This is a genomic window from Streptomyces sp. NPDC030222 (assembly GCF_055573115.1).
On record NZ_JBVICA010000015.1, the window covers coordinates 39,662 to 61,531 of the forward strand.

The 21,870-nt window shown below is 71.4% G+C and carries 18 protein-coding genes; 12 read left to right on the plus strand and 6 right to left on the minus strand.

What is annotated here, in order from left to right:
* Positions 1-49 precede the first annotated feature (49 nt).
* The 4 genes from ACZ4Z5_RS21635 (at position 50) to ACZ4Z5_RS21650 (ending at position 3,596) form a co-directional block, all read left to right on the plus strand.
* A complete protein-coding gene (locus tag ACZ4Z5_RS21635; RefSeq protein WP_468265121.1) occupies positions 50-931 on the plus strand; it encodes a class II aldolase/adducin family protein in 882 nt (293 codons plus the stop codon).
* A gap of 95 nt (positions 932-1,026) precedes the next feature.
* A complete protein-coding gene (locus tag ACZ4Z5_RS21640; protein WP_468265123.1) occupies positions 1,027-2,268 on the plus strand; it encodes a hypothetical protein in 1,242 nt (413 codons plus the stop codon).
* 228 nt (positions 2,269-2,496) lie between these two features.
* Positions 2,497-2,805: an IS110 family transposase gene (locus tag ACZ4Z5_RS21645; protein WP_468265125.1), complete on the plus strand. Its 309-nt coding sequence runs from the start codon at positions 2,497-2,499 to the stop codon at positions 2,803-2,805.
* A 266-nt stretch (positions 2,806-3,071) separates the two neighbouring features.
* Positions 3,072-3,596 carry a DoxX family protein gene (locus ACZ4Z5_RS21650; RefSeq protein WP_468265127.1) on the plus strand — a complete coding sequence of 175 codons (525 nt, stop codon included), beginning with the start codon at positions 3,072-3,074 and terminating at the stop codon, positions 3,594-3,596.
* A gap of 156 nt (positions 3,597-3,752) precedes the next feature.
* Here the strand turns inward: ACZ4Z5_RS21650 and ACZ4Z5_RS21655 are convergent, their stop codons facing one another.
* Positions 3,753-5,096: a PspC domain-containing protein gene (locus ACZ4Z5_RS21655; RefSeq protein WP_468265129.1), complete on the minus strand. Its 1,344-nt coding sequence runs from the start codon at positions 5,094-5,096 to the stop codon at positions 3,753-3,755.
* Between the two features lie 401 nt (positions 5,097-5,497).
* On the opposite strand from ACZ4Z5_RS21655, the gene ACZ4Z5_RS21660 reads away from it, so the two are divergent.
* From ACZ4Z5_RS21660 to ACZ4Z5_RS21670, 3 genes are all read left to right on the plus strand, one after another.
* On the plus strand, positions 5,498-6,769 hold the full coding sequence (locus ACZ4Z5_RS21660) for a PspC domain-containing protein (protein ID WP_468265131.1): 1,272 nt from the start codon (positions 5,498-5,500) through the stop codon (positions 6,767-6,769).
* Positions 6,766-7,479 (plus strand): LuxR C-terminal-related transcriptional regulator, encoded by a 714-nt coding sequence (locus ACZ4Z5_RS21665; RefSeq protein WP_468265133.1) that lies wholly within the window; start codon positions 6,766-6,768, stop codon positions 7,477-7,479. The genes ACZ4Z5_RS21660 and ACZ4Z5_RS21665 overlap by 4 nt, the downstream gene beginning before the upstream one ends.
* A gap of 95 nt (positions 7,480-7,574) precedes the next feature.
* Complete coding sequence (locus ACZ4Z5_RS21670) at positions 7,575-8,735, plus strand: alpha/beta hydrolase (protein WP_468265135.1); 1,161 nt, start codon at positions 7,575-7,577, stop codon at positions 8,733-8,735.
* Here ACZ4Z5_RS21670 and ACZ4Z5_RS21675 read toward each other — a convergent pair.
* Positions 8,699-9,775: a C40 family peptidase gene (locus tag ACZ4Z5_RS21675; protein ID WP_468265371.1), complete on the minus strand. Its 1,077-nt coding sequence runs from the start codon at positions 9,773-9,775 to the stop codon at positions 8,699-8,701. The two genes, ACZ4Z5_RS21670 and ACZ4Z5_RS21675, sit on opposite strands and share 37 nt — an antisense overlap.
* 377 nt (positions 9,776-10,152) lie before the next feature.
* Here ACZ4Z5_RS21675 and ACZ4Z5_RS21680 point away from each other — a divergent pair, with 377 nt between their 5' ends.
* On the plus strand, positions 10,153-10,506 hold the full coding sequence (locus ACZ4Z5_RS21680) for a hypothetical protein (RefSeq protein ID WP_468265137.1): 354 nt from the start codon (positions 10,153-10,155) through the stop codon (positions 10,504-10,506).
* Between the two features lie 107 nt (positions 10,507-10,613).
* Positions 10,614-13,091 carry a DNA helicase PcrA gene (gene pcrA, locus ACZ4Z5_RS21685; RefSeq protein ID WP_468265139.1) on the plus strand — a complete coding sequence of 826 codons (2,478 nt, stop codon included), beginning with the start codon at positions 10,614-10,616 and terminating at the stop codon, positions 13,089-13,091.
* Between the two features lie 193 nt (positions 13,092-13,284).
* Here pcrA and ACZ4Z5_RS21690 read toward each other — a convergent pair whose 3' ends face one another.
* Together ACZ4Z5_RS21690 and ACZ4Z5_RS21695 are read right to left on the minus strand one after the other, a co-directional pair.
* Positions 13,285-14,835: a M23 family metallopeptidase gene (locus ACZ4Z5_RS21690; RefSeq protein WP_468265141.1), complete on the minus strand. Its 1,551-nt coding sequence runs from the start codon at positions 14,833-14,835 to the stop codon at positions 13,285-13,287.
* 267 nt (positions 14,836-15,102) lie between these two features.
* Positions 15,103-15,924, minus strand: a complete 822-nt coding sequence (locus ACZ4Z5_RS21695; protein ID WP_468265143.1) for an alpha/beta hydrolase — start codon at positions 15,922-15,924, stop codon at positions 15,103-15,105.
* A gap of 425 nt (positions 15,925-16,349) precedes the next feature.
* Here ACZ4Z5_RS21695 and ACZ4Z5_RS21700 point away from each other — a divergent pair, with 425 nt between their 5' ends.
* Positions 16,350-16,763, plus strand: a complete 414-nt coding sequence (locus ACZ4Z5_RS21700) for a cobalamin B12-binding domain-containing protein (protein ID WP_468265145.1) — start codon at positions 16,350-16,352, stop codon at positions 16,761-16,763.
* Positions 16,764-16,780: 17 nt separating this feature from the next.
* On the opposite strand, the gene ACZ4Z5_RS21705 is transcribed toward ACZ4Z5_RS21700, so the two are convergent.
* Entirely contained in the window at positions 16,781-18,436 is a 1,656-nt protein-coding gene (locus ACZ4Z5_RS21705; protein ID WP_468265147.1) for a DUF5691 domain-containing protein, read from the minus strand.
* A 75-nt stretch (positions 18,437-18,511) separates the two neighbouring features.
* A complete protein-coding gene (locus ACZ4Z5_RS21710; RefSeq protein ID WP_468265149.1) occupies positions 18,512-19,849 on the minus strand; it encodes an SWIM zinc finger family protein in 1,338 nt (445 codons plus the stop codon).
* Positions 19,850-19,997: 148 nt separating this feature from the next.
* Here ACZ4Z5_RS21710 and ACZ4Z5_RS21715 point away from each other — a divergent pair, with 148 nt between their 5' ends.
* Both ACZ4Z5_RS21715 and ACZ4Z5_RS21720 read left to right on the plus strand, forming a co-directional pair.
* Entirely contained in the window at positions 19,998-20,480 is a 483-nt protein-coding gene (locus ACZ4Z5_RS21715) for a hypothetical protein (RefSeq protein ID WP_468265151.1), read from the plus strand.
* 195 nt (positions 20,481-20,675) lie between these two features.
* Positions 20,676-21,800, plus strand: coding sequence for an ATP-binding protein (locus ACZ4Z5_RS21720; protein ID WP_468265153.1), 1,125 nt, complete (start codon positions 20,676-20,678; stop codon positions 21,798-21,800).
* The last annotated feature ends 70 nt before the right edge of the window (positions 21,801-21,870 follow it).

Consider the following 21,870-nt stretch of genomic DNA (forward strand, 5'->3'; position numbering starts at 1 on the left):
ACCCGCCGCGCCTCTGGCCACTTGATCCGCCGCGCGCTAGCTTCCGCGCATGACCGAGACGCCCCGGATCGAGACATCGGCCCCGCCCGCGGTCCCCTCACCCGTCCCCGTCGAACAGTTGCGGTTCGTGATGCCCCCGGTGCACGACTCGCCGGAGGCGGAGCGGGCCCACCGGAAGGAACGGCTGGCCGGCGCGCTCCGGATCTTCGGACGGCTGGGCTACGAGGAGGGCGTCTCGGGGCACATCACGGCCCGCGACCCCGAGTTCCCCGACTGCTACTGGGTGAACCCCTTCGGGGTCCCCCTCACGAAGATCGACCACCGCTGCCTCGTGATGGTCAACGGCGCCGGGCAGGTCGTGGAGGGACGCCACCACATCAACCAGGCCGCGTTCGCCGTCCACGCCCGGATCCACCGGGCAAGACCCGAGGTGGTGTCGGTCGCCCACACCCATTCCCCGTACGGCCGGGCCCTCGCCGCGCTCGGCGAGCTCATCGAGCCGATCACCCAGGAAGCCTGTGCCTTCTACGAGGACCACGTCCTGTTCGACGCGTACACCGGTGTCGTCGTGGACGAGGAGGAGGGGCGGCGGATCGCCGCCGCGCTGGGACCACGCAAGGCCATGGTGCTGCGCAACCACGGGCTGCTGACGGTCGGCGACTCGGTCGACGCCGCGGCATGGTGGTTCGTCTCGCTGGAACGCTGCGCACAGGTGCAGCTCACCGCGCGCGCCGCGGGCCGCCCCGTACCGATCGAGCACAAGGACGCCGTGGCGACGCGGGAACAGCTCGGCGGCGATCTGGTCGCATGGATCAACTACCAGCCACTGTGGCGTGCGTTGGGAGCCGCCCCGGCGGACGGCGACGGTGGCGGTGACGGTGGCGACGTGTCCGGGGCGTCAACACAACAACGGGGCCATCACCCTTCCTGACCTGCCGTGGCTGCCGCACGGCGCTACCATTGCGACACAATTCCCGTTCATCCCATGGGGGTTCACTCGGGTGGACGGGAAGGGCGGCGGTTCACGTGGCGGTCCAAGAAGCACGGCAATGCGGTGAATGCGTGCACGGTGCGCGCGACGGACACCGGAGGGCGGTCGCGGCGTTCGTCTCCCTGCGGGACGAACTCGCCGCGGGACAGGGGGTGCCCGCGGCCGTCGCGCACTCGGCAGGAGCATCCCGGCAGTGGGTCTCCGACGAACTGGCCCAGTCGGCGCGCCGTGTGGCCGAGGAGACCCGCCGTGCGGGCCTCGGCCGGCCCCGGCGCGTCTGGTGGACCACGCTCGCCGCGGTGTGGGGAGCGGTCGTCCTTTTGCTGCTCGTACAGGCGGTCACCGCGATCGGTACGGGCTGGACCGCCACCCGCACCGCCGGGCTGCTGGCCGCTCTCGTCACAGCGGGCATGCTCACGGGTGCAGCACGGCTCCACCGCGAGCGGGGCGGGCTGCTCACCTCCCTCGTCGGGGACGACAACCGGATGTCCACCTCCCGTACGGTCGCCTTCCTGTGGATGCTGCTGGCCGTGTTCTCGGTGCTGTTCCTCGCCGGCCAACTGGCGCTCGCACCCGGCCGGGCGGCCAGGGACGCACTGCTCTCGGGACTCGGCCCGGCGCACGGCGCCGGACTGCTGACGCTGCTCGCCCTGACGGGCATCGTGGCGGTCTCGGTCCGGCGTGTCGTCCTCGTCCGGGTCATGACGCGTCGTCTGCAGAAGCTGCACGCCGACCGGCCGCGCGCCGCCGACGTGGTCACCGACGACGCGGGGCGCGGAAGCCTCACCGATACGCAGTACGTGCTCGCGAGCGGGGTTGCCGTGGTGGTCGCACTGGTCGATCTGACGCGCCGGCCGACGCAGTTGCCGGACCTGCCGTGGGGGCTCGTGCTGCTGGTCGTCTTGTCCACGGTGACCTATGCCGCGGCCAAACTCGCGGAGGGGGGCCGTCCGGTGATCCTCTCGGTCGTCCGGGCCAGGGAGCCCGGAGACCTCGACGCGCCGGTCCGCACCGGCGACGACATCGAGATCCGCGGCATCGGATTCGTGCCGCCCGGGGCGGGCACGCCGGGCGCGCTGGCCCGCACGGTGGTGCGCATCGGCTCCGTCCAGGTGCATGTGCCGCTGGTCCCGGTGCCCGGCGGATTCGCCAACCCGTCGGACACGGTCCTGACCGTGCCGCTCCCGGCGGACGTCGAACCCGGCACGGTCGATGTGCAGGTCGTGACGGCCGCGGGCGTCGAGACCAACCGCTGCACCATCCACGTCGTCGACTGACAGTGAGGATGTGTCGTGGTGACGCTGCGGGTGGGTCTGACCCTCCGACTGACTGACATCTCGACTGTCCTGTTCGGGATTTGTCGGCTCGCCGTGCGTCACCACGCACGCGGCCGGACGGGCGTTTGTGGCCTTATGGGAGCTTGGTCCAGAAGCCCCGTCACTGTCTTGTCCACCCGCCCGACCGGCGCGTGCCGCCCTCGGAACGGACACGCCACAAGGACGGACATGACCAGCATGACGCACGACGGCCCGCAGATCACCGGCGGAGTCGACACCCACGGCCTGACCCACCACGCGGCCGTGATCGACGTGGTGGGCCGGCACCTGGCCGACCGGGAGTTCCCCGCCACCATCCGGGGATACCGGGACCTGTTGGACTGGATGCGCTCACACGGCACGCTGGTAGCGGTGGGTGTGGAGGGCACCGGCGCCTACGGCGCCGAGCTCGCCCGGGTGCTGACCGCCGGGGTCGCCGTCGTCGACGTGGACCGGCCGGACCGCAAGACGCGGCGGATGAAGGGCAAGTCCCCATAGGAGCATCCCGCGCGGTCCGGTCCTGCCCCCCACGGCTGCCGCCCGCCTGCTCCGGTGCGGCCCGCGGCTACCGCCCGCGAGTCGTTCCGTTTATCCGCCCACGCACGTGGGAGAGCCTCATCCTGGCAGGGGTGTCCGCCGTGCGGGCGGGATTCCGGTTGAGCCGGAATGAATCGGCAAACGTATTGACGGTGAGGGGCGCCGGGGAGAATTCTGTCGGCGCGGCGCGCCGAGGCGCGGGTCCAGCGGAGAGGCGGGATCGGGACATGGCTCATGGGCATCGGGCGGACTCCTCGGCCGGCATCGGCGCTACCAGCGAACGCGGCTGGAAGGCGACCGCCCGCCGGAACGCACTGCTCCCGCTGAGGATCTTCCTCGGCGTCACGTTCATCTACGCCGGTCTCGACAAGCTCACCGACCCCGCCTTTCTCGCAGCCCAGGGACCCGGCTCCATCGGTGAGGTGATGAACGGTGTCCGTAACAGCTCTGCGATCCCCGCCATGGTCGACCTCGCGCTCAAGAACCCCGTGAACTCCGGCCGCGCCATTGCCTTCGGCGAGCTCGCCGTGGGCGTCGGCACCCTGCTCGGAATCTTCGGGCGGCTCGCCGCCCTCGGCGGAGCACTGATCTCGCTGAGTCTCTGGCTGACCGTCAGCTGGCGGACCGATCCCTACTACTACGGGAACGACCTGGCCTACTTGATGGCCTGGCTGCCGCTCGTACTCGCCGGTGCCGCCGCACCCTCCGTCGACGCGATGCTCTCCGAGCGGCGCCGTCGGCGCAGGGCGTAGTCCAGGCAGCCGGCGAATGCGGCGAGACCAAGGCCGCCGAAGACCAGCGGTATCGCCGTGTACCAGGGCGTGTGCCAGTCACCGCTCGCGTCTCCGGCATAGGTGACGGTCGTGATGAGGAACATCAGCCCCGCGATGAGCCGTCCCGGCCGGAGCTCATGACGCAGCACGGGCCACCACCGCCTGTCCGACGCCGACTTGGAGGTCCAGCTCGACCGTTCCGGTCGGCACGGTGCCCTGCGGCGGGGTGAGCGTTCTGCTCAGTTGCTGGTCCGGCCCCACGTTCACGTCCTCGTCTCCTTCACCGGGCAGTCTGATGTCCCCCACCCCCACCTGGGCGGTCAATTTCACCGTCACGTTCTTCGGCACGACGACCGTCAGCCGACCGGCCCCGACGTCGGCCCCGGTGCTGACCGTCTGCCCGGCCGGAACGGCGAGTCCCGCCAGATCGAGGGTGCCGACACCGGTACCCAGGTCGTAGTGCGGCCGCACGGCCGCCACCGACTCGGGCCGCCACTGCGTCCGTATCCATTCCGAGGAGATGTTCTTCGGCAGCGCGGTCGCACCCGCCAGCAGCATCGCCGTGACGAACGCCATCAGGACGGTCCCGAACCCGGTGCGCCCGAGCAGCGAGCTGATCAGCAGACCCAGTCCGAGCACGCCGAGCGCGCACACCAGGCCGATCTGCAGACTCGTACCGATCGGCTGGCCGGACCGGCTCAGGCCGGTGCCCAGGCCGCCCGCCAGCAGCGCCAGCAGGAAGACCACACCGCCGATCGAGCGGTGAGCCCGTGGTTCCGGGACGCCGTGGGGCCGGTCGGGGACGTAATCCACGGACAGCCTCATCGGGGCGGACACCGCTTCCACGACGGCCCCGTCGGCGGGCCCCCACATGTATCCGGATGCCACCGGCCCCGTCGTACCGTCCTTGATGATCGGATACCGCCACCACGACGGCGTGTCCGGGGCGGGTGGCGCTGTCGTCTCGGGCGGTGCGGCCTCGTGCCCCGATGCCGGAGGCACCGCGCCGGCCGCCGCCGTATGCGTCGCCCCGCTCTCCGAGAGGCTCTCCGGCACGGCCAGACTGCGGCGCTGCGACCAGACCGCCGCGCCGGTGAGCGCGAGCGACAGCAGGACGGCGAAGACCAGCACGGGACCGTTGCCGATCATCGACAGGAACAGCCCGCACCCTGCCAGGGCCATGAGGACCGCTATCAGCGTCGGTCCTTCCACCCGACCCGTCAGCAGCTTGCGTGCCTCGTTCTCCTCCTCGTCCTCGGACGGGACGAGCAGCCACGCGAAGCCGTAGAAGATCAGGCCTATGCCGGCGGTGACCGTCAGGGCACCCACGCACACGCGGAAGATCACGGGGTCGATGTCGCAGTACCTGCCGAGGCCGCCGCACACGCCGCCGATCACCCGGTGCCGTCGGCTGCGGCGCAGCTGCGGTGGCGGATGAACGGCGTCGGGCGCCGGGGGAGCGACGTGCGGTGCTGTCATACGTCCATGGTGACGGGCCGCAGGGCGCGAGGGGAGCGCCGGTGACCCTGGCCGGACCCTGATATCGCCCCCTCGGGGTCGGTCGAGTCGGTGAGGTCGGTGAGGTCGGTGAGGTCAGTGAGGTCGGTGAGGGCGGTGGGGGCAGTCGGGGCGACGGGTTGGTGGGAGTCGGAGGAGTCGGTCCGGGGGGCCGGGTTCCGGACCGCGGCGCCCGGACCGCCGCGAGCAGGGTGGACCGTCCGCCGCCGCGGCCGCACGAGCCGGGAGGGGGCCGCCGCATGCGTCGGCCGGAGTTCGCCGTATGCGTGGGGAGAATCGTCGTGCACGTCGGGAGGGATCAGGGATGCCTAGGGGGCGGACCCTGATGTCCTCATCCGCAGTGGCGTGTGACCATCGGTGACATGCCCGTTGCCGCACGCCTGCCCGAGACCGACGACGCACCCCTCCGCAAGCTCTACCGGAGCGCCGAGGGGCGGATGGTCGGCGGTGTGGCGCGCGGTCTCGCAGGGCATCTCGGAGTGCCCGTGTCATGGGTGCGGCTGGTGTTCCTCGCCCTGCTGCTCGTCGAGGGCCTGGGGGCACTGCTGTATGCCGTGTTCTGGTTTGTCGTGCCGCTTGGTGTGGGAGGCACGGCCGGCCCGCGCTCGGCGTTCGAGACGGCGGCCGACGGCCGACGCAGACTTCGCAGGCCCGACAAGGGCCAGGTCGTCGCCCTGATCGCCTTGATCATCGGCGCGCTCGTCTTCGTGAGCAATGTCGACCTGGGCGGCGCCGCCAGTCCTTATGTCTGGCCGCTGCTGATGACCGGCGCGGGGGTCGTGCTGGTCTGGCGGCAGGCGGACAACGCCCGCCGGGCCCGGTGGACGGCGGCCGGCCGGAGGAGCAGGCTGCTGCCGCTGGCCCGCGGTCTCGCGGGCGTTGCCCTGGTCGGCGTCGGTCTGACGGCGTTCATGGTGGTGCGCGGTTCCGCCGCCCAGCTGGGCAATGTGCTGACCGCCGCCCTCACCGTGGTCGCCGGGATAGCGCTGCTCGCCGGTCCATATCTCGTGCGGATGACGCAGGACCTGTCCCAGGAGCGTCTGATGCGCATCCGTGCCCAGGAAAGGGCCGAGGTGGCCGCCCACGTCCACGACTCGGTGCTGCACACCCTGACGCTGATACAACGGAACGCCGACGATGCGAGCCAGGTCAGACGGCTCGCCCGGGCCCAGGAGCGGGAGCTGCGCGCCTGGCTGTACCGGCCGGAAGGCACGGGCGGTGACGACGACGAGGACGGGCCGGGCACCCTGGCCGACGCTGTGAGGCGCCACGCGGCCGAGGTCGAGGACAAACACGGGGTGCCGATAGAAGTGGTGGTCGTCGGCGACTGTCCCCTTGACGAGAAGCTGGTGGCGCAGATGCAGGCCGCACGCGAGGCAATGGTCAATGCCGCCAAGTACGGTGGCGAGGGGGGACCCGTCCAGGTCTATGCCGAGGTGGAGGGCCGGAAGGTATTCGTCTCGGTGCGGGACCGTGGGCCCGGTTTCGACCCGGACGCGGTGCCGGACGACCGGATGGGCGTACGAGAGTCGATCATCGGCCGGATGCAGCGCAACGGGGGGACCGCGAAGCTGCGTTCGGTGCCCGACGGGGGCACGGAGGTCGAGCTGGAGATGGAGAGGCAGGACGAATGAGCGAGCACGCCGGGCCGGCAGGCAACGAGGGACAGAGCGCGGAGACCGGACGCCGGGTACGGGTCGTGCTCGTCGACGACCACCGGATGTTCCGCACGGGCGTGCAGGCGGAGATCGGGCAGACCGAGCGGACAGGGGTGGAGGTGGTCGGCGAGGCAGCGGACGTCGACCAGGCCGTCACCGTCATCACCGCCACGCGGCCGAAGGTTGTCCTGCTGGACGTGCACCTCCCCGGTGGCGGCGGCGTCGAGGTGCTGCGCCGCTGCCAGCCGCTGATGACGGACGCCGAGAGCCCCGTGCGGTTCCTCGCGCTGTCCGTGTCGGACGCGGCCGAGGACGTCATCGGGGTCATCCGGGGTGGTGCCCGGGGCTATGTCACCAAGACGATCACTGGCACCGATCTGGTGTCCGCGATCTTCCGGGTCGCGGACGGCGATGCGGTGTTCTCCCCCCGGCTGGCCGGGTTCGTCCTGGACGCGTTCGCCTCGACCGATGCGGCCCCCGTCGACGAGGACCTGGACCGGCTCACCCAGCGCGAGCGGGAGGTACTTCGCCTCATCGCCCGTGGATACGCCTACAAGGAGATCGCCAAGCAGCTGTTCATCTCCGTGAAGACGGTCGAGTCCCATGTCTCCGCGGTGCTCAGGAAGCTGCAGCTGTCGAACCGGCACGAGCTGACCCGCTGGGCCACGGCGCGCCGCCTCGTATGAGACCGGTTGACGGGCGGCTGTCCGCGCCTGATGTGACGTAAACCGTGCGGAAGGAGGGCAACCCCGGCGCCCCGGCCGGACTCTGATCCAGAGTGATGAGCCTGACGGGGACCCCCTTCTTCGTGACCGCGGTCTGTCTGACCGTGGCCGCCGTGCTGCTGCCGTTCGCTGCGTGGAGCCGTGTCCGCGGCCCTCTGCTCGTACGGGGCGCGGCGCGGCTGCTCATGGTGCTGTTCGCGCAGGTGACCGCCATCGTCGTGGTCTTTGTCGCGGTCAACAACAGCAACAACCTCTACGACGACTGGGACGACCTCCTCGGCACCGGCGGCCATGTGGTCGCGGCGCCGGACCTCGGGCACGACGGGACAGGGCGCCGCAACATCCACACCGAGCCGAAGGTGCTGCAGAAGTTCGAGCAGGTCCAGGACGAGAGTCTCGGCGAGGGCCTGCGCCGCACCAAGCTCACCGGGAGGATCTCCGGGGTCGAGGGCGAGGTCTACGTCTGGCTGCCACCGCAGTACGACGACCCGGCGTACAAGGGCCGGAAGTTCCCCGTCGTGGAGGTGCTGCCTGGCTACCCCGGCTCCGCCAAGACGTGGTTCGGCACGCTCAAGGCGACCCAGCGGCTGACGCCGCTCATGGAGAGCGGCGAGGTCGAGCCGTTCATCATCGTCTCGCCCCGCACCACCCTGCTCGCCGACGCGGACACCGGCTGCGCCAACGTGCCGGGCAAGGTCAACGCGGACAGCTGGATCAGCGTCGACGTACGCAAGATGGTGATCGACAACTTCCGGGCGGCGCCCGACGCCGACGGCTGGGCCGTGGCCGGTTTCTCCGCGGGCGCCCACTGCGCCGCCAAACTGGCCCTCGCCCACCCCGACCGCTACCGCGCGGGCGTCGGCCTGTCCGGCTACAACGACCCGGCCGGGGAACACACGTCGATCACCGCCAAGGACCCGAAGCTGCGCCGTGAGAACAATCCCCTGTGGATCCTCCGGCACGCGGCCGCTCCTCCGCGGACCGCACTGCTGATCACGGGTGAACCCGGGGACGGTCTCGACGACGGACAGGCGCTGAAGCAGGCGGCGAAGTCCCCCACCACCGTGGACGTGCTGCAGACCCACGGCGGCCACAGCACCGGCGTGTGGCGCAGGGCCCTGCCGGGCGTCTTCCGCTGGCTGACCGAACAGATCGGCCCACAGGGCCGGGGCGCAGAGCCCTACACGGGCCGGGTCGCGCCGGCGAACGGCATCTGATCGATCGGGGCGATCCGCACCGGGGCCCCCGGACGCGGTGCGTGGATCATCTTGCCGTCGCCGATGTAGAGCCCCACATGGGTGATGCCCGAATAGAAGAACACCAGGTCACCGGGGGCGAGCCGGTCCCGGGCGATACGGCTGCCCGCGTTGATCTGGGTGTAGGTGGTGCGGGGCAGCGACACCCCGGCGGAGCGCCAGGCGGCCTGGGTCAGCCCCGAGCAGTCGAACGCGGCGGGACCGCTGGCACCCCACACGTAGGGCTTGCCGAGTGCCCCGTAGGCGTACGAGACGGCCTGCGCGGCGCGCGGGCTGGGGGCAGGGACGGAGACGCGCGGTGCACCGCGGCCGGCGCGTGCCGCTGCCGCCTCCGTGGCGGTCCGCGCGGTGACGTCGCCGTGGTTCTCCGTCCGTGCGTAGGCGGCCCGGTCGGGGGCGCTGAGCGTGACGAGCAGGCGCTCCGCCGCCCTGAGCTTGCTCTGCACGAGGGCCTTCTGCTTCCGCAGTTTCGCCTGCTGTTCCTTCAGCGTGGCCATGCGCCGGTCCGCGGTGGCCCGCAGCTGCCGGACCCCGGCGAGTTCCTTCCGTAAGCCGGCGACGGCGGTGGCCTGTCGTTCGCCGGCGTGGTCGGCGATCGCGGCCCGCTGCAGGAACCGGTCCGGGTCCGAGGACAGGGCGAGCTGCAGGGTGGGATCGACTGCGCCGGTGCGGTATTGGGCGGCGGCGAACGATCCGAGGGAGTTGCGTGCGGTGTTGAGCCGTTCCGTCCGGCGGGCGGCCTCGTCGCGTAGGGCCTCCAGGGAGTCCGACGTGGCGTCCGCTTGCTCCTTCACGCCGTTGTACTGCTCCGTGGCGATCTCCGCCTCGTGGTACAGCCTGTCGATCTTCGCCTTGACCTGGGCGGGGCTCAGGCGGGGCTCCGCGTGTGCCGGGCCGTCGAAGGCGGTGGCGGTCGCGGCCCCGGCGAGGGCGAGGGTGAAGGCGGTGCGAGCGGCGGAGCCGCAGAGCGGGTGCTGCCTGGGCTTGCGGTGCGCGGCCACGGGGGCGTCCACGTCCTTCCTGGTGTGGCAGGCCGGTGCGGGAGCCGCCCGTGTGCGGATCCGTCCGTCTCCTGCCGAACCCGGCGGCCGACCGCACAGGGGAAACGGCCTGCCGCCGGGTCTCGGCGGGGGCGCCGACTGCCGCCCGGTTGCGGGTCGGCGGTGGGGAGCGTCGGTCGCCTGGAGGAGGACGCTAGACCGGAGGTCACAGGACGGTGACGTACTGACGCATAGTGGCTGTTTCCGGCGAGTCGACGACCGGTTGTGACCGTGCGGCCGACGGTCGGGCCGCATCGGTGATGGATGTGTGACCGATGCCGCGGATGAGGGTCACCTCACCGACGGGGGCTGCTATGGCCCCGATTAGGCTCCGCCCCATGGACGTACTCATCAATGTCTTCGTCGGTCTCCACATCATCGGCATCGCCGCTCTTCTCGGTGGGTTCCTGACCCAGATGAAGGCGATGGGTGCGGGCACCGCGCGTTTCACGCCCGCGATGCTCCACGGCGCCCTGACCATGCTGATCACCGGCGTGGCCCTGGTGGGGCTCAACGAAGCCGACGGCCAGCCGGTGAACAACCTCAAGGTCGGCATCAAGCTCGCCCTCCTAGTGGTCATCCTCGGGCTGGTGTACGTCAAGCGGGACGAGGAGACCGTCGACAAGGCCCTGTTCGGCGCCGTCGGCGGACTGACCGTCGCCAACATCTTCATCGCCGTCCTCTGGACCTGAGCGGCCCGGCACGAGCGAGCCGCTTGCGGGAGATCACAGTCCGCCGGGCCCCGGGGTTCCCCGATGCGGCCCGGCCTGTCAGTGCGGCGGCCTAGACTCGTATCGCGATGAGCAGCCTCTTTGACGACAGCTTCCTGGCGGACCTCCAGCCCCACGAGGAGGAGCACCCGCCGCCGCCCGAGGACGGCGCGCCCTCCGAAGAGGTGCCGCACGACCTGTTCGAGGGTGCGTTCGACGTGCCTCCGGCCCGGGACGCCTACTACCGCGACGGTGCCCCCCGCCCGGTCGTCGACCCGGCGGCGCTGCTCGAGGGGCTGAACGAACAGCAGCGTGCCGCGGTCGCGCATTCCGGTTCCCCGCTGCTCATCGTGGCCGGCGCCGGCTCCGGCAAGACCCGGGTACTCACCCACCGGATCGCCCATCTGCTCGCCACCCGCGGTGTCCACCCCGGCCAGATCCTCGCGATCACCTTCACCAACAAGGCCGCGGGCGAGATGAAGGAGCGCGTCGAGCAGCTCGTCGGCCCGCGCGCCAACGCCATGTGGGTGTCCACCTTCCACAGCGCCTGCGTCCGCATCCTGCGCCGCGAGTCCAAGAAGCTGGGCTTCACGTCGTCGTTCTCGATCTACGACGCGGCCGACTCCAAGCGGCTGATGTCGCTGGTCTGCCGCGACCTGGACCTCGACCCCAAGCGCTATCCGCCGAAGTCGTTCAGCGCGAAGATCTCGAACCTGAAGAACGAGCTGATCGACGAGGAGGCCTTCGCCGACCAGGCCGCCGACGGTTTCGAGAAGACGCTCGCCGAGGCCTACCGGATGTACCAGTCGAGGCTGCGTGAGGCCAACGCGCTCGACTTCGACGACATCATCATGACGACCGTCCACCTGCTCCAGGCGTTCCCCGACGTCGCCGAGCACTACCGGCGGCGGTTCCGGCACGTCCTCGTCGACGAGTACCAGGACACCAACCACGCCCAGTACACCCTGGTCCGGGAGCTCGTCGGTCCCTCGGGCGAGGACCTGCACCCGGCCGAGCTGTGCGTGGTCGGTGACGCCGACCAGTCGATCTACGCCTTCCGCGGCGCCACCATCCGCAACATCCTCCAGTTCGAGGAGGACTACCCGGACGCGACGACGATCCTGCTGGAGCAGAACTACCGCTCCACGCAGACGATCCTTTCCGCGGCCAACGCGGTGATCGAGCGCAACGAGAACCGCCGTCCCAAGAACCTGTGGACCGATGCCGGCGAGGGCGCCCGGATCACCGGATACGTCGCGGACACCGAGCACGACGAGGCGCAGTTCGTCGCCGACGAGATCGACCGCCTCACCGACGCGGGCGACGCCAAGGCGGGTGACGTCGCCGTGTTCTACCGCACCAACGCCCAGTCCCGGGTGTTCGAGGAGATCTTCATCCGGGTCGGCCTGCCCTACAAGGTCGTCGGCGGAGTGCGCTTCTACGAGCGCAAGGAGGTCCGGGACGTCCTCGCCTACCTGCGCGTCCTCGCCAACCCCGAGGACAACGTCCCGCTGCGCCGCATCCTGAACGTGCCCAAGCGCGGCATCGGCGAGCGAGCCGAAGCCATGATCGACGCCCTGGCCTCCCGGGAGCGGATCACCTTCCCGCAGGCGCTGCGCCGGGTCGACGAGGCGTACGGCATGGCTGCACGCTCCACCAACGCCGTCAAGCGCTTCAACGTGCTGATGGAGGAGCTGCGCACGGTCGTCGAGTCGGGTGCCGGGCCGGCCACCGTCCTCGAGGCCGTCCTCGAAAGGACCGGCTACCTCGCGGAGCTCCAGGCGTCCACCGACCCCCAGGACGAGACCCGGATCGAGAACCTCCAGGAACTCGCCGCCGTCGCCCTGGAGTTCGAGCAGGAGCGCGGTGAGCAGACGGGACCAGGCGGCCTGGCCGAGTTCCTGGAGCAGGTCGCACTTGTCGCGGACTCCGACCAGATCCCCGACGAGGACGAGGACGGCTCCGGTGTCATCACCCTTATGACGCTGCATACCGCCAAGGGGCTCGAGTTCCCCGTGGTGTTCCTGACCGGCATGGAGGACGGCGTGTTCCCGCACATGCGTGCCCTCGGACAGGTCAAGGAGCTGGAGGAGGAGCGGCGCCTGGCGTACGTGGGTATCACCCGCGCCCGCGAGCGGCTCTATCTGACCCGGTCGTCGCTGCGCAGCGCCTGGGGCCAGCCCGCCTACAACCCGCCGTCGCGGTTCCTGGAGGAGATCCCGGAGCGCCATGTGACCTGGAAGCGCAAGGGCGGCCAGCCTGCGGCCGTCCCCATGGGCCGTGCCGGTGCGGCGGGATCCGCATCGGGCGCCGCGTCCTCCCTGGTGTCGTCGCTGTCGGCGTCGAGGGCCCGGTCAGGGCCCTCGGGGTTCGCGACCGGGCGCGGGGTGGGGGACAAGCCGGTGGTCGCCCTGTCGGTGGGGGACCGCGTGTCGCACGACCAGTTCGGGCTCGGCACCGTCATCGCGATGGAGGGCGCCGGGGACAAGACGAAGGCCACGGTCGACTTCGGAGACGACCGGCCGAAGGTGCTGCTGCTGCGCTACGCGCCGGTCGAGAAGCTGTAGGAAGCACCGGGTAGGAGGCAGGAAACCACCGGGCGGGGTCACCCCGCCCGGGGCGCATCGGGCGCACAGGCGGAGGACGGACGGTCGAGGACGGGCGGGCCGAGGACAGGCGGGAAGGTCCCCGTTTTCCGAGGCCGGGCGGCTGGTCGAGGACCAGGACGGAGATCAGGGCCGAGGGGCTCGGCCCTCTGCGCTACGTCGGGTCGAGGCCGTGGCTGCGCAGCCAGTTCAGCGGGTTGACGGAGGCACCGCCTGCGGGCCGGACCTCGAAGTGCAGGTGCGGGCCGGTGGAGTTGCCGGAGTTGCCCGAAAAGGCGATGACATCGCCCGCCTTGACCTTGCCGGTCCGCAGCTTGGTGGTGCTGAGGTGGCAGTACCAGGTCTCGGTGCCGTCCGGGGACGTCACGATGGCCATGTTGCCGTAGGCGCTGTTCCACTGCGTACGGACGGTGCCGTCCGTCGCCGCCATCACCGGCGTTCCGTAGGCGACGGGGAAGTCGATGCCCGTGTGCATCGACATCCAGTTGACGCCGGCCTGGCCGTAGTAGGCGCTCAGGCCGTGCTGGCTGACCGGGAGCGCGAACTTGGGGCGCAGCGCTTCCTTGCGCTTGGCCTCCTCGATCTTGCGCTTCTTCTCGGCCTCCTGGCGCTCCTTGAGGTCGATGCGCTCCTGGGTGCGGCCGGCGCGGTCGCCGAAGTCCCGTGCCTCGGCGCTGAGGTTGGCGAGCTGGGTGTCGAGCTGGCTGTTGGCTGCCATGGGTTTGACGGCCGTGTCCGGGGCCGCCAGGGTCGTGGTGCCGGCGTCCTTGTCCTCGCCGGCGAGGCCTCCGACGGAGGCGGCCGCGATACCGGCGACGCCCATCACGCAGGCGGACGGGACGGCCACGGTGAGCAGCGCCGAACGCTTCGCGGGAGTGCGGCGCCTGCCGCGGCCGGCGGGCCTGCGGGCGCCGCGGGAAGCGGCCTGACGGGCCTGGGGGACGGGCGTGAAGTCCGGTTCGTCGGCCGCGTCGTGGCAGTCCTCGGCCCCCTGCTCGAAGCCGTCGTCCTGCTCGTCTTCGTCGTAGCTGGCCGCGTCGTACTCGTCGCTCTCGTACTCGTCGCCCTCGTACTCGTCGCCCTCGTAGGCATCGGCGTCCGCGTAGGCCTCGCCGTCGTATCCGTCGGCGTCGGTGTCCTGGTACGCGCCATCTGGGCCGTACGCGCCGTTCGCGTCGTGTGTGCCGTCGTGGGAGGCGGTGTGGTCGTCCTCGTCGACAGGCGCGTAGACCGCGGTGTAGTCGGCGGCCGCGTCCGTGGCCTCGGCGGAGTTCCAGGCGGTGGCGTCATAGGTGCCGGTTTCGGCCGTTCCGTATGCCGGGACGGTCCACTGGGCGCCGGTGTCGTAGCCGTAGGCCGAGGTGTCGAACTGCCCCGACTGGTTCCAGGCGTTGGCATCCCACTGCCCGGTGGTGTCGTAGGACTCGCCGGTGGCCTGGCCGGGGATGGTGACGCCGGGGTTCTGGCCGGGGTCGGTCCAGGTCCCGGTCGTGTCGTACTGCGTGCCGTACTGCGTGGTGTCGTAGGCGGTGCCGTAGCCCGCGTACTGCTGGGAGGTGTCGTTCCAGGCGGTGGTGTCGTACTGGCCACTGTGGCCCGTTTCGTAGCCGCCGGGCATGGCGCCGAAGAGCGGGTCGGTGTCGAAGCCGCCTGAGAGGTGACCGTCGTATCCGACGTACCCGGCGTGGGCGTGCTGGTCGTTCACCAACTTCTCTCTCGCCTCGGCAGCAGGACCAGTTTCCGGGAGGGCCGACACGGACCGTCGGGGGTCCCGGAGGAAACGCAGTGGCGCGACTGTACCCGGCGGTACGCGACGGCGACAATCTTCGGAGGGTTTCGGAGATTCAGGAAACGGGCATTCGAACGCCTTTTGCCGAACTGCGGGGCTGAGCTTGGCCTTACGTTCGACATCTGTTCGACTGATGGTTGCCTCCGGATACCGGTGCCGGGCGTCCGGCGCCGGTCCTCGGGATCAGGCAACCGACGCCTCGTCGTCGGTTCCGGTCGTCGGTTCCGCTTCGTCGAGCGCCCGGCGCACCCCGGCCGCGACGGACGGGTGAACGGGCATGGCCAGATGGCCGATTCCGGAGACGAGGATGTTCTCCGCGCTCAGATCGGGATGGTCGATCCGTGCTGTTTCGGCGGGGATCATCACGTGGTCGAAATCGGACCAGAAGCAGATGAAGCGGGTGCGGCAGCCCGGTGCGGGCCGGCGCAGTTCCTCGATGATGTCCGAGCCGGGGCGCATTTGGCGCACGATGGGGTGGGCGCTCATGGCGTGCGCCGCCAACGTGCCCCCGTGCGGGGACCCGAGCGTCACCAGGGTCCGCACCCGGTGGTCACCGCCGAGGCGCTGTACGTAGTAGCGCGCGATCAGCCCGCCGAGACTGTGCCCGACTATGTCCACTTCGTGGTGGCCCGTGCGGGCGCAGATCTCGTCGACATGCCGACCGAGGAGATCGGCCGCGGCACGGATGTCGCACGTCAGCGGTGAGTAGTTGAGGGACTCCAGACGGCGTCGGCCGTGCCGGGCGAGGGAGCGCCGGAGTACGACGAACACCGAGCGGTTGTCGATGAAGCCGTGCAGCAGGATCACCGGCGGTTCGCCGCGGCCCGCGGCCGGCAGCTGTGCTGTGTCGGGTCCCGGGACGGGGCTGCGCCGCTCGGGCGCGATCCCCGAGGGGTAGAGCAGCAGGTGCGCGATGAGGATGGCGAGATCGAGCGCCGTCACCCTCAGCAGCACGACCGATGTCCGGACGAGGTGCACCACCGGAGGGATGGGAAGAACCTTCATGGCCGACCTCCCGAACCGCACGCGGAGGCCGGCCCTGCCCCGTGTGCCCCCGTGGGGGCCGGGGCGGAGGGTCGGTCGACGCGGGCAGGGAGGCGTGTGACGGATGGTGCCTGTGAAGGCGTGTGTGGCACATGGGTGTGCCGACGCCCGTGAAGCCCTGGCCTGTGTACACCGACGGGCCGCACCGCCGTGCCGCGCGGCTGACGGCGCGGTGGTGCGGCCACCTCGTAGCGGCTCCCCTTGCGATCGTGTCCCGGACGGGGCGGATGAGCCGCCGGGTGCGGGGTACGAAGGAAAACGAACGATGTCCCACGTGTGATTTCCCCCTCCCGGTCCACCGCGAAACTGCGGGTTGCGGGATGCTGTGGGTAACGTTCGTTCACTCCCCGGCCGGCCGGGCTCGGGGGATGCATGTGGAGGCAGTGATGGGTGTGACCGGTCCGATCCGCGTGGTCGTCGCGAAGCCGGGTCTCGACGGGCACGATCGCGGGGCCAAGGTCATCGCGCGGGCGCTGCGGGACGCCGGTATGGAGGTCATCTACACCGGGCTCCACCAGACGCCCGAGCAGATCGTGGACACCGCCATCCAGGAGGACGCCGACGCGATCGGCCTGTCCATCCTCTCCGGTGCGCACAACACCCTCTTCGCGAAGGTGCTGGAGCTGCTGAAGGAACGCGACGCCGAGGACATCAAGGTCTTCGGCGGCGGCATCATTCCCGACGAGGACATCCCGCCGCTCAAGGCGAAGGGCGTCGCGGAGATCTTCACCCCAGGTGCCACGACGACGTCAATCGTGGAGTGGGTCAACGCGAACGTCCGCCAGTCGGCCGACGCCTGATCCGTCGGCCCGGACGGCTATGCGGTTCCGGAGGGGCCGGCATCCCCGGGCGTGAGCTCGGCGAGCATGGCGGCCCGCAGGCGGAGCGTGCCGACCAGCCGCTGGAAAGCCTCGGACCAGTACCCGCCGGAACCGGGGGAGGCGCCCTCGGGCTCGTCCGGGACAGCGGTCAGGACCTCCAGACGTCCGGCCTCCGCGGGGTCCAGGCAGCGCTCCGCCAGTCCCATGACCCCGCTGAAACTCCACGGGTAGCTGCCGCCGTCCCGTGCGATCTCCAGGGCGTCCACCACGGCACGGCCGAGCGGTTCCGCCCAGGGCACCGGACACACACCGAGCAGCTGGAACGCTTCGGACAGCCCGTGCGCGGCGATGAACCGCGCCACCCACAGCGACCGCTCGTCCACCGGGAGGGTGGCGAGCAGCTCCGCACGCTCGGCCAGTGAGATCGTGCCGGGCCCGTGGTCCGGCGGGGTCGTGGGCGGGCCGAGCAGAGCCCGCGACCATGCCGCGTCACGCTGGCGCACGGCGGCCCGGCACCAGGCGGCATGCAGCTCGTCGTCCCAGCCGTCGGCGACCGGCATCGTGATGATCTCCTCCGGGGTGTGACCGCCCAGTGCGGCGGACCAGTGGTCCAGCGGGGCGGATTCGACCAACTGCCCCAGCCACCAAGACCGTTCACCCCGTCCGGCCGGGGCCTTCGCGACCACTCCGTCACGCTGCATCTCCGCGTCGCACTCGTGCGGTGCCTCGACGGCGATCAGCGCGGAACCCCCGGTGCGGTCCAGGGCGACGCATGTCGCCGCCCGCCGCGCCATCCTGGCGGCGAGTGCGGACTCCGGCAGGCACGAGAGGAGTTCGGCGGCGACGGCCCGTACGTTGCGGCTCCGGTCGGCCAGCGCCTGCTCGAGGAACGGCTCGTCCGCCCCCGACAGCCCGGTGCGCAGCGAATCGAGGAACATCAGCCGGTCCTCGGCCCGTTCGGTGGGCCAGGTGCCGGCGAGCAGGCTGCGGGCGGCGTCCGGATCGGCGGCCCGGACCGAGGCGAGCAGGGCGACCCGCTCGGCGAACAGCCCCTCCTCCCACAGCCGGTTCACCGCGTCCGTGTCCCGGGAGTCCGGGAGGGCCCCGCCGCCCGAGCCGCCGCGCAGCGTGAACTTCCATTCAGGGTTCAGCCGGGCCAGCCAGGCGGCGCGGGGGCCGGCGAAGGCCAGTGCCGGTCCGCGCAGGTCGGTGCGGGCACGAGCGGCGTCGAGCAGCCCCGGCAGCAGCTCCTCCGGCGCCCGGTACCCCCGTGCGACGGCCGCGGTGAGCCATTGCGGCAGCAGTTCCGTCAGATCGGGCGCCGTGCCGCGACGGCCCCCGCCGGACGCCGCCGCGGAGCGGTCGGCCAGCAGCAGCGAGAGCCGGCGGCGCGCGGCGTCCGGCAGTGCCGGCCGCGGGTCGTGGGGGGCGGGCGCGGGCCGGGCCGCGGCGGGGGCCGGGAGCAGGCCCGCCCTGCGCCGCACGGTGTGCAGGACGGCGGCGTCCAGCAGCACCCCGGGGAGGTCCTTTCCGGCTGCCGGAGCGCCCGGTGACGGGCTGCGGCGGTCGGTGCCGAGGAGGGCGGAGGTCACGAGTTCGTCCCACGTCGGGTCGCACGCGACGGTCGGGGTGGTGCCGGTCAACAGAGTCATCGAGCCTCCAGCAAGACGTACCAAAGGTCGTACGGGGTGGTGAACACGGAAGGACGCAGTCGAGGCCGCCGTACCTCAGACGAGCGGAACGGTCTCGGTGCTCTCGGCGGACCAGGCTGCCAGGGGACTGAACCCTCGGTGGCCGCATTCACCGAAGACCGTCACGGGACCACCGCCCGAGAGGGCGACGAGCCGCCACAGTCCGGGCCGGGACTGTGCCGCCGCCGTGACCGGAAGGGCCGAGTCCCCTTCGGCGTCGGCCAGTTGCCAGCCCTCGCCCGACGGTATCGGGACCACGGCGCTCAGTGTCACCGGCCAGGCCTCCAGCCAGGGATCGTCCTGCAACGCCCTGCCGTACGCCTCGACGGCCCGGAGGGTGCCGCCGCCCGGCGGCGGCCCCGCCGTGACCGCGGACGTACCGAACTGTTCGCCCAGGGCGGCACGCAGCCGGCCCCCGCCCGGATACGCCGTGAGCTCGGCATCGATCTCCGCACCGACGGGGAGGGCCAGGGACGGGGTCCGGCCCGCCGTGCCGAAGTCCAGCACCAGACAGGTCCTGTGCGACGCCCGCCCGTACAGCCATGTGCGGCGGGTGATCAGCTTGCCGTCGGTCGTGTCGTACTGCGCGAGGACCAGCCAGGAGTCGCGGACCGGCGGGCCCTCGGGGGACATGGGCAGCCCGACCCTGGTGCGGACCGTGGCGGCGAGGTCGTCCGGCAGCCCGTCGCGGCCCAGCCACGCCCGGTCCAGGAGGTGCAGCAGCGCGCACTCCTCCAGCAGCCGCACCGGCCAGCCGGGCCCGGAAGCCGGGATCGTCCCCAGTTCCCGCACACGGGCGGCGAGTCCGGGTGCCTGGGCGTCGACCATGCGCGCGGCCGTCTCCTCCCACTGCGCGTAACCGCCCTGGTCGGCGGAGGCGAGTCCGCCACGGATCAGGTCGGCGAGCCGCTGCTCCAGTTCCGTGGCGCCCGCGGTGATCCGTTCAGCACGGCGCTCGGCCCGTCGGCGCGCCGCCTCGGGATCCGCGGGCCCCGCGGACGGTCCGCCGGCCTTCTGCTGCGCGCGGGACCGCCGCCCGTCGAGCCACTGGGCCACCCAGTCGGGCGGTGTGCCCTCCTGGACCGCCTGCTGGTCGCCCGCCTGGAGCAGCAGCAGTCCCAGGGCGTGCTTGCACGGGAACTTCCTGCTCGGACAGGTGCAGGTGAAGGCGAGGTCGGCCGTGTCGACCACCGTCCGGTACGGCTTGCTGCCGCTTCCCTTGCACAGGCCCCACACCGATCCCGGAGCGGTGGCGCATCCCGTCTCCGACCAGGGCCCGGCAATGCCCAGCCTGGTTCCCGCCTTGCGTGACGCAGCGTCAGGAGCCAGAGCCAGCACCTGCTCGGCCGTCCAGCGCACCCCCGGTTCACTCATGTCTGCGACCGTACGGGCCGCCACTGACAATCGGCAGCGCTTCTGCGAGGTCCTTCCTCGGGCATCCGTTCCCGTTTGACCCGTGTCCTGTTGTGCGGTGGGGTACGGGACAGTCCGTCCGACACACGCAACTCCCGGGGGAATCCACATGAACCTTTCAGTCGGCCCTGTCCGCCCGGTGCGCCGCGCCCGTGTGGCGCGTGCGGCCCGTGCCGCCGCCGCCGTGTTCGCCGTCGCAGGCCTGGCGTTCGGCCTCGCCGGGTGTACGGAGGCCCAGCGCGAGGCAGCCGGGAAGCAGGCCGTCGACGAGGTCGACAAGACGGTCGACCAGACGTACCAGGTCACGTACGAGGTCTCCGGGAAGGGCGTCGACGAGATCCAGTTCGCCGCCGGCGGTGGCACCGCCACCGAACCGAAGACGGAGACGGTCACCAAGCCCGCCCTGCCGTGGAAGAAGACCGTCACCCTCCGCGGACTGATACCGCCGTCCGTGCTCCCGATCGCCGTGGACGCCGGTGGCGCCGAGGTCGGCTGCAGGATCACGTACAAGGGCAGGACGATCGCCGAGCAGAAGGGCGAGGGACTCGTCACTGCGGGCGGCTGTGTGGCGATCTCGCCCGTCGTCCCCTGACCCCGCGGCCCCCACCGACCCTCCGACCCTCCGACCCGGGGAACTTCCTCGGCTCCGAGGAACTTCCTGAGCTCCGGGAAACGTCTCGACCGCCGGTACCGCCTTCCGCCTGCGGGAACGGCCGGTTGTCAGTGGTGTGGTGCACCGTGGTCACCAGACCCGGGACATCGGTCCGGGAGATGTGGAGGGGGACCCATGACCGTACCCGAGAACCGTCCGGCGACCACCGGACCGGCGGACGGCGACGTCCTGCGGCCGCACGCCGAGGTCGCCTTCGCGCACGAACTCCAGGCGCTGGCCGCGGCGGACGACCGGCCGCGGCCGGCCCGCTGGCGGCTGTCGCCGTGGGCCGTGGCGACGTACCTGCTCGGCGGCACCCTGCCCGACGGCACGGTCGTCACACCGAAGTACGTCGGGCCCCGCCGCATCATCGAGGTCGCCGTCACCACGCTCGCAACCGACCGCGCGCTGCTGCTCCTCGGCGTGCCCGGTACCGCCAAGACATGGGTCTCCGAACACCTCGCGGCAGCCGTGAGCGGGGACTCCACCCTGCTCGTCCAGGGCACGGCAGGCACACCGGAGGAAGCGATCCGGTACGGCTGGAACTACGCGCAGTTGCTCGCCCACGGGCCCAGTCGCGGCGCCCTCGTGCCCAGCCCGGTCATGCGCGCCATGTCCGAGGGCATGACGGCGCGCATCGAGGAACTCACCCGCATCCCCGCGGATGTGCAGGACTCCCTCATCACCATCCTGTCCGAGAAGACCCTGCCCGTGCCCGAGCTGGGCCAGGAGGTGCAGGCGGTCCGCGGCTTCAACCTGATCGCCACGGCGAACGACCGGGACCGTGGGGTCAACGACCTGTCCAGCGCCCTGCGCCGCCGCTTCAACACGGTCGTCCTGCCGCTGCCCGCCACCGCCGAGGACGAGGTCGACATCGTGGCGCGCCGCGTCGAGCAGATCGGACGCTCGCTCGACCTGCCGGCCGGCCCCGACGGTATCGACGAGATCCGCCGGGTGGTCACCGTCTTCCGTGAACTGCGCGGCGGCGTCACCGCGGACGGCCGCGTGAAGGTCAAGTCCCCTTCGGGGACGCTCTCCACCGCCGAGGCGATCTCCGTCGTCACCAACGGCCTGGCTCTCGCCGCCCACTTCGGTGACGGTGTGCTGCGCCCCGGCGACGTCGCGGCGGGCATACTCGGCGCGGTCGTCCGCGATCCCGCTGCCGACCAGGTCGTCTGGCAGGAGTACCTGGAGACGGTGGTGCGGGAGCGCGACGGCTGGAAGGATTTCTACCGCGCGTGCCGGGAGGTCTCCGCGTGACGACGCCGACCGCACCGGGGGCCCAGCCGCCGTCCCCGGCCTCCCCACGGGGCGACGGGACGCGGGGCCG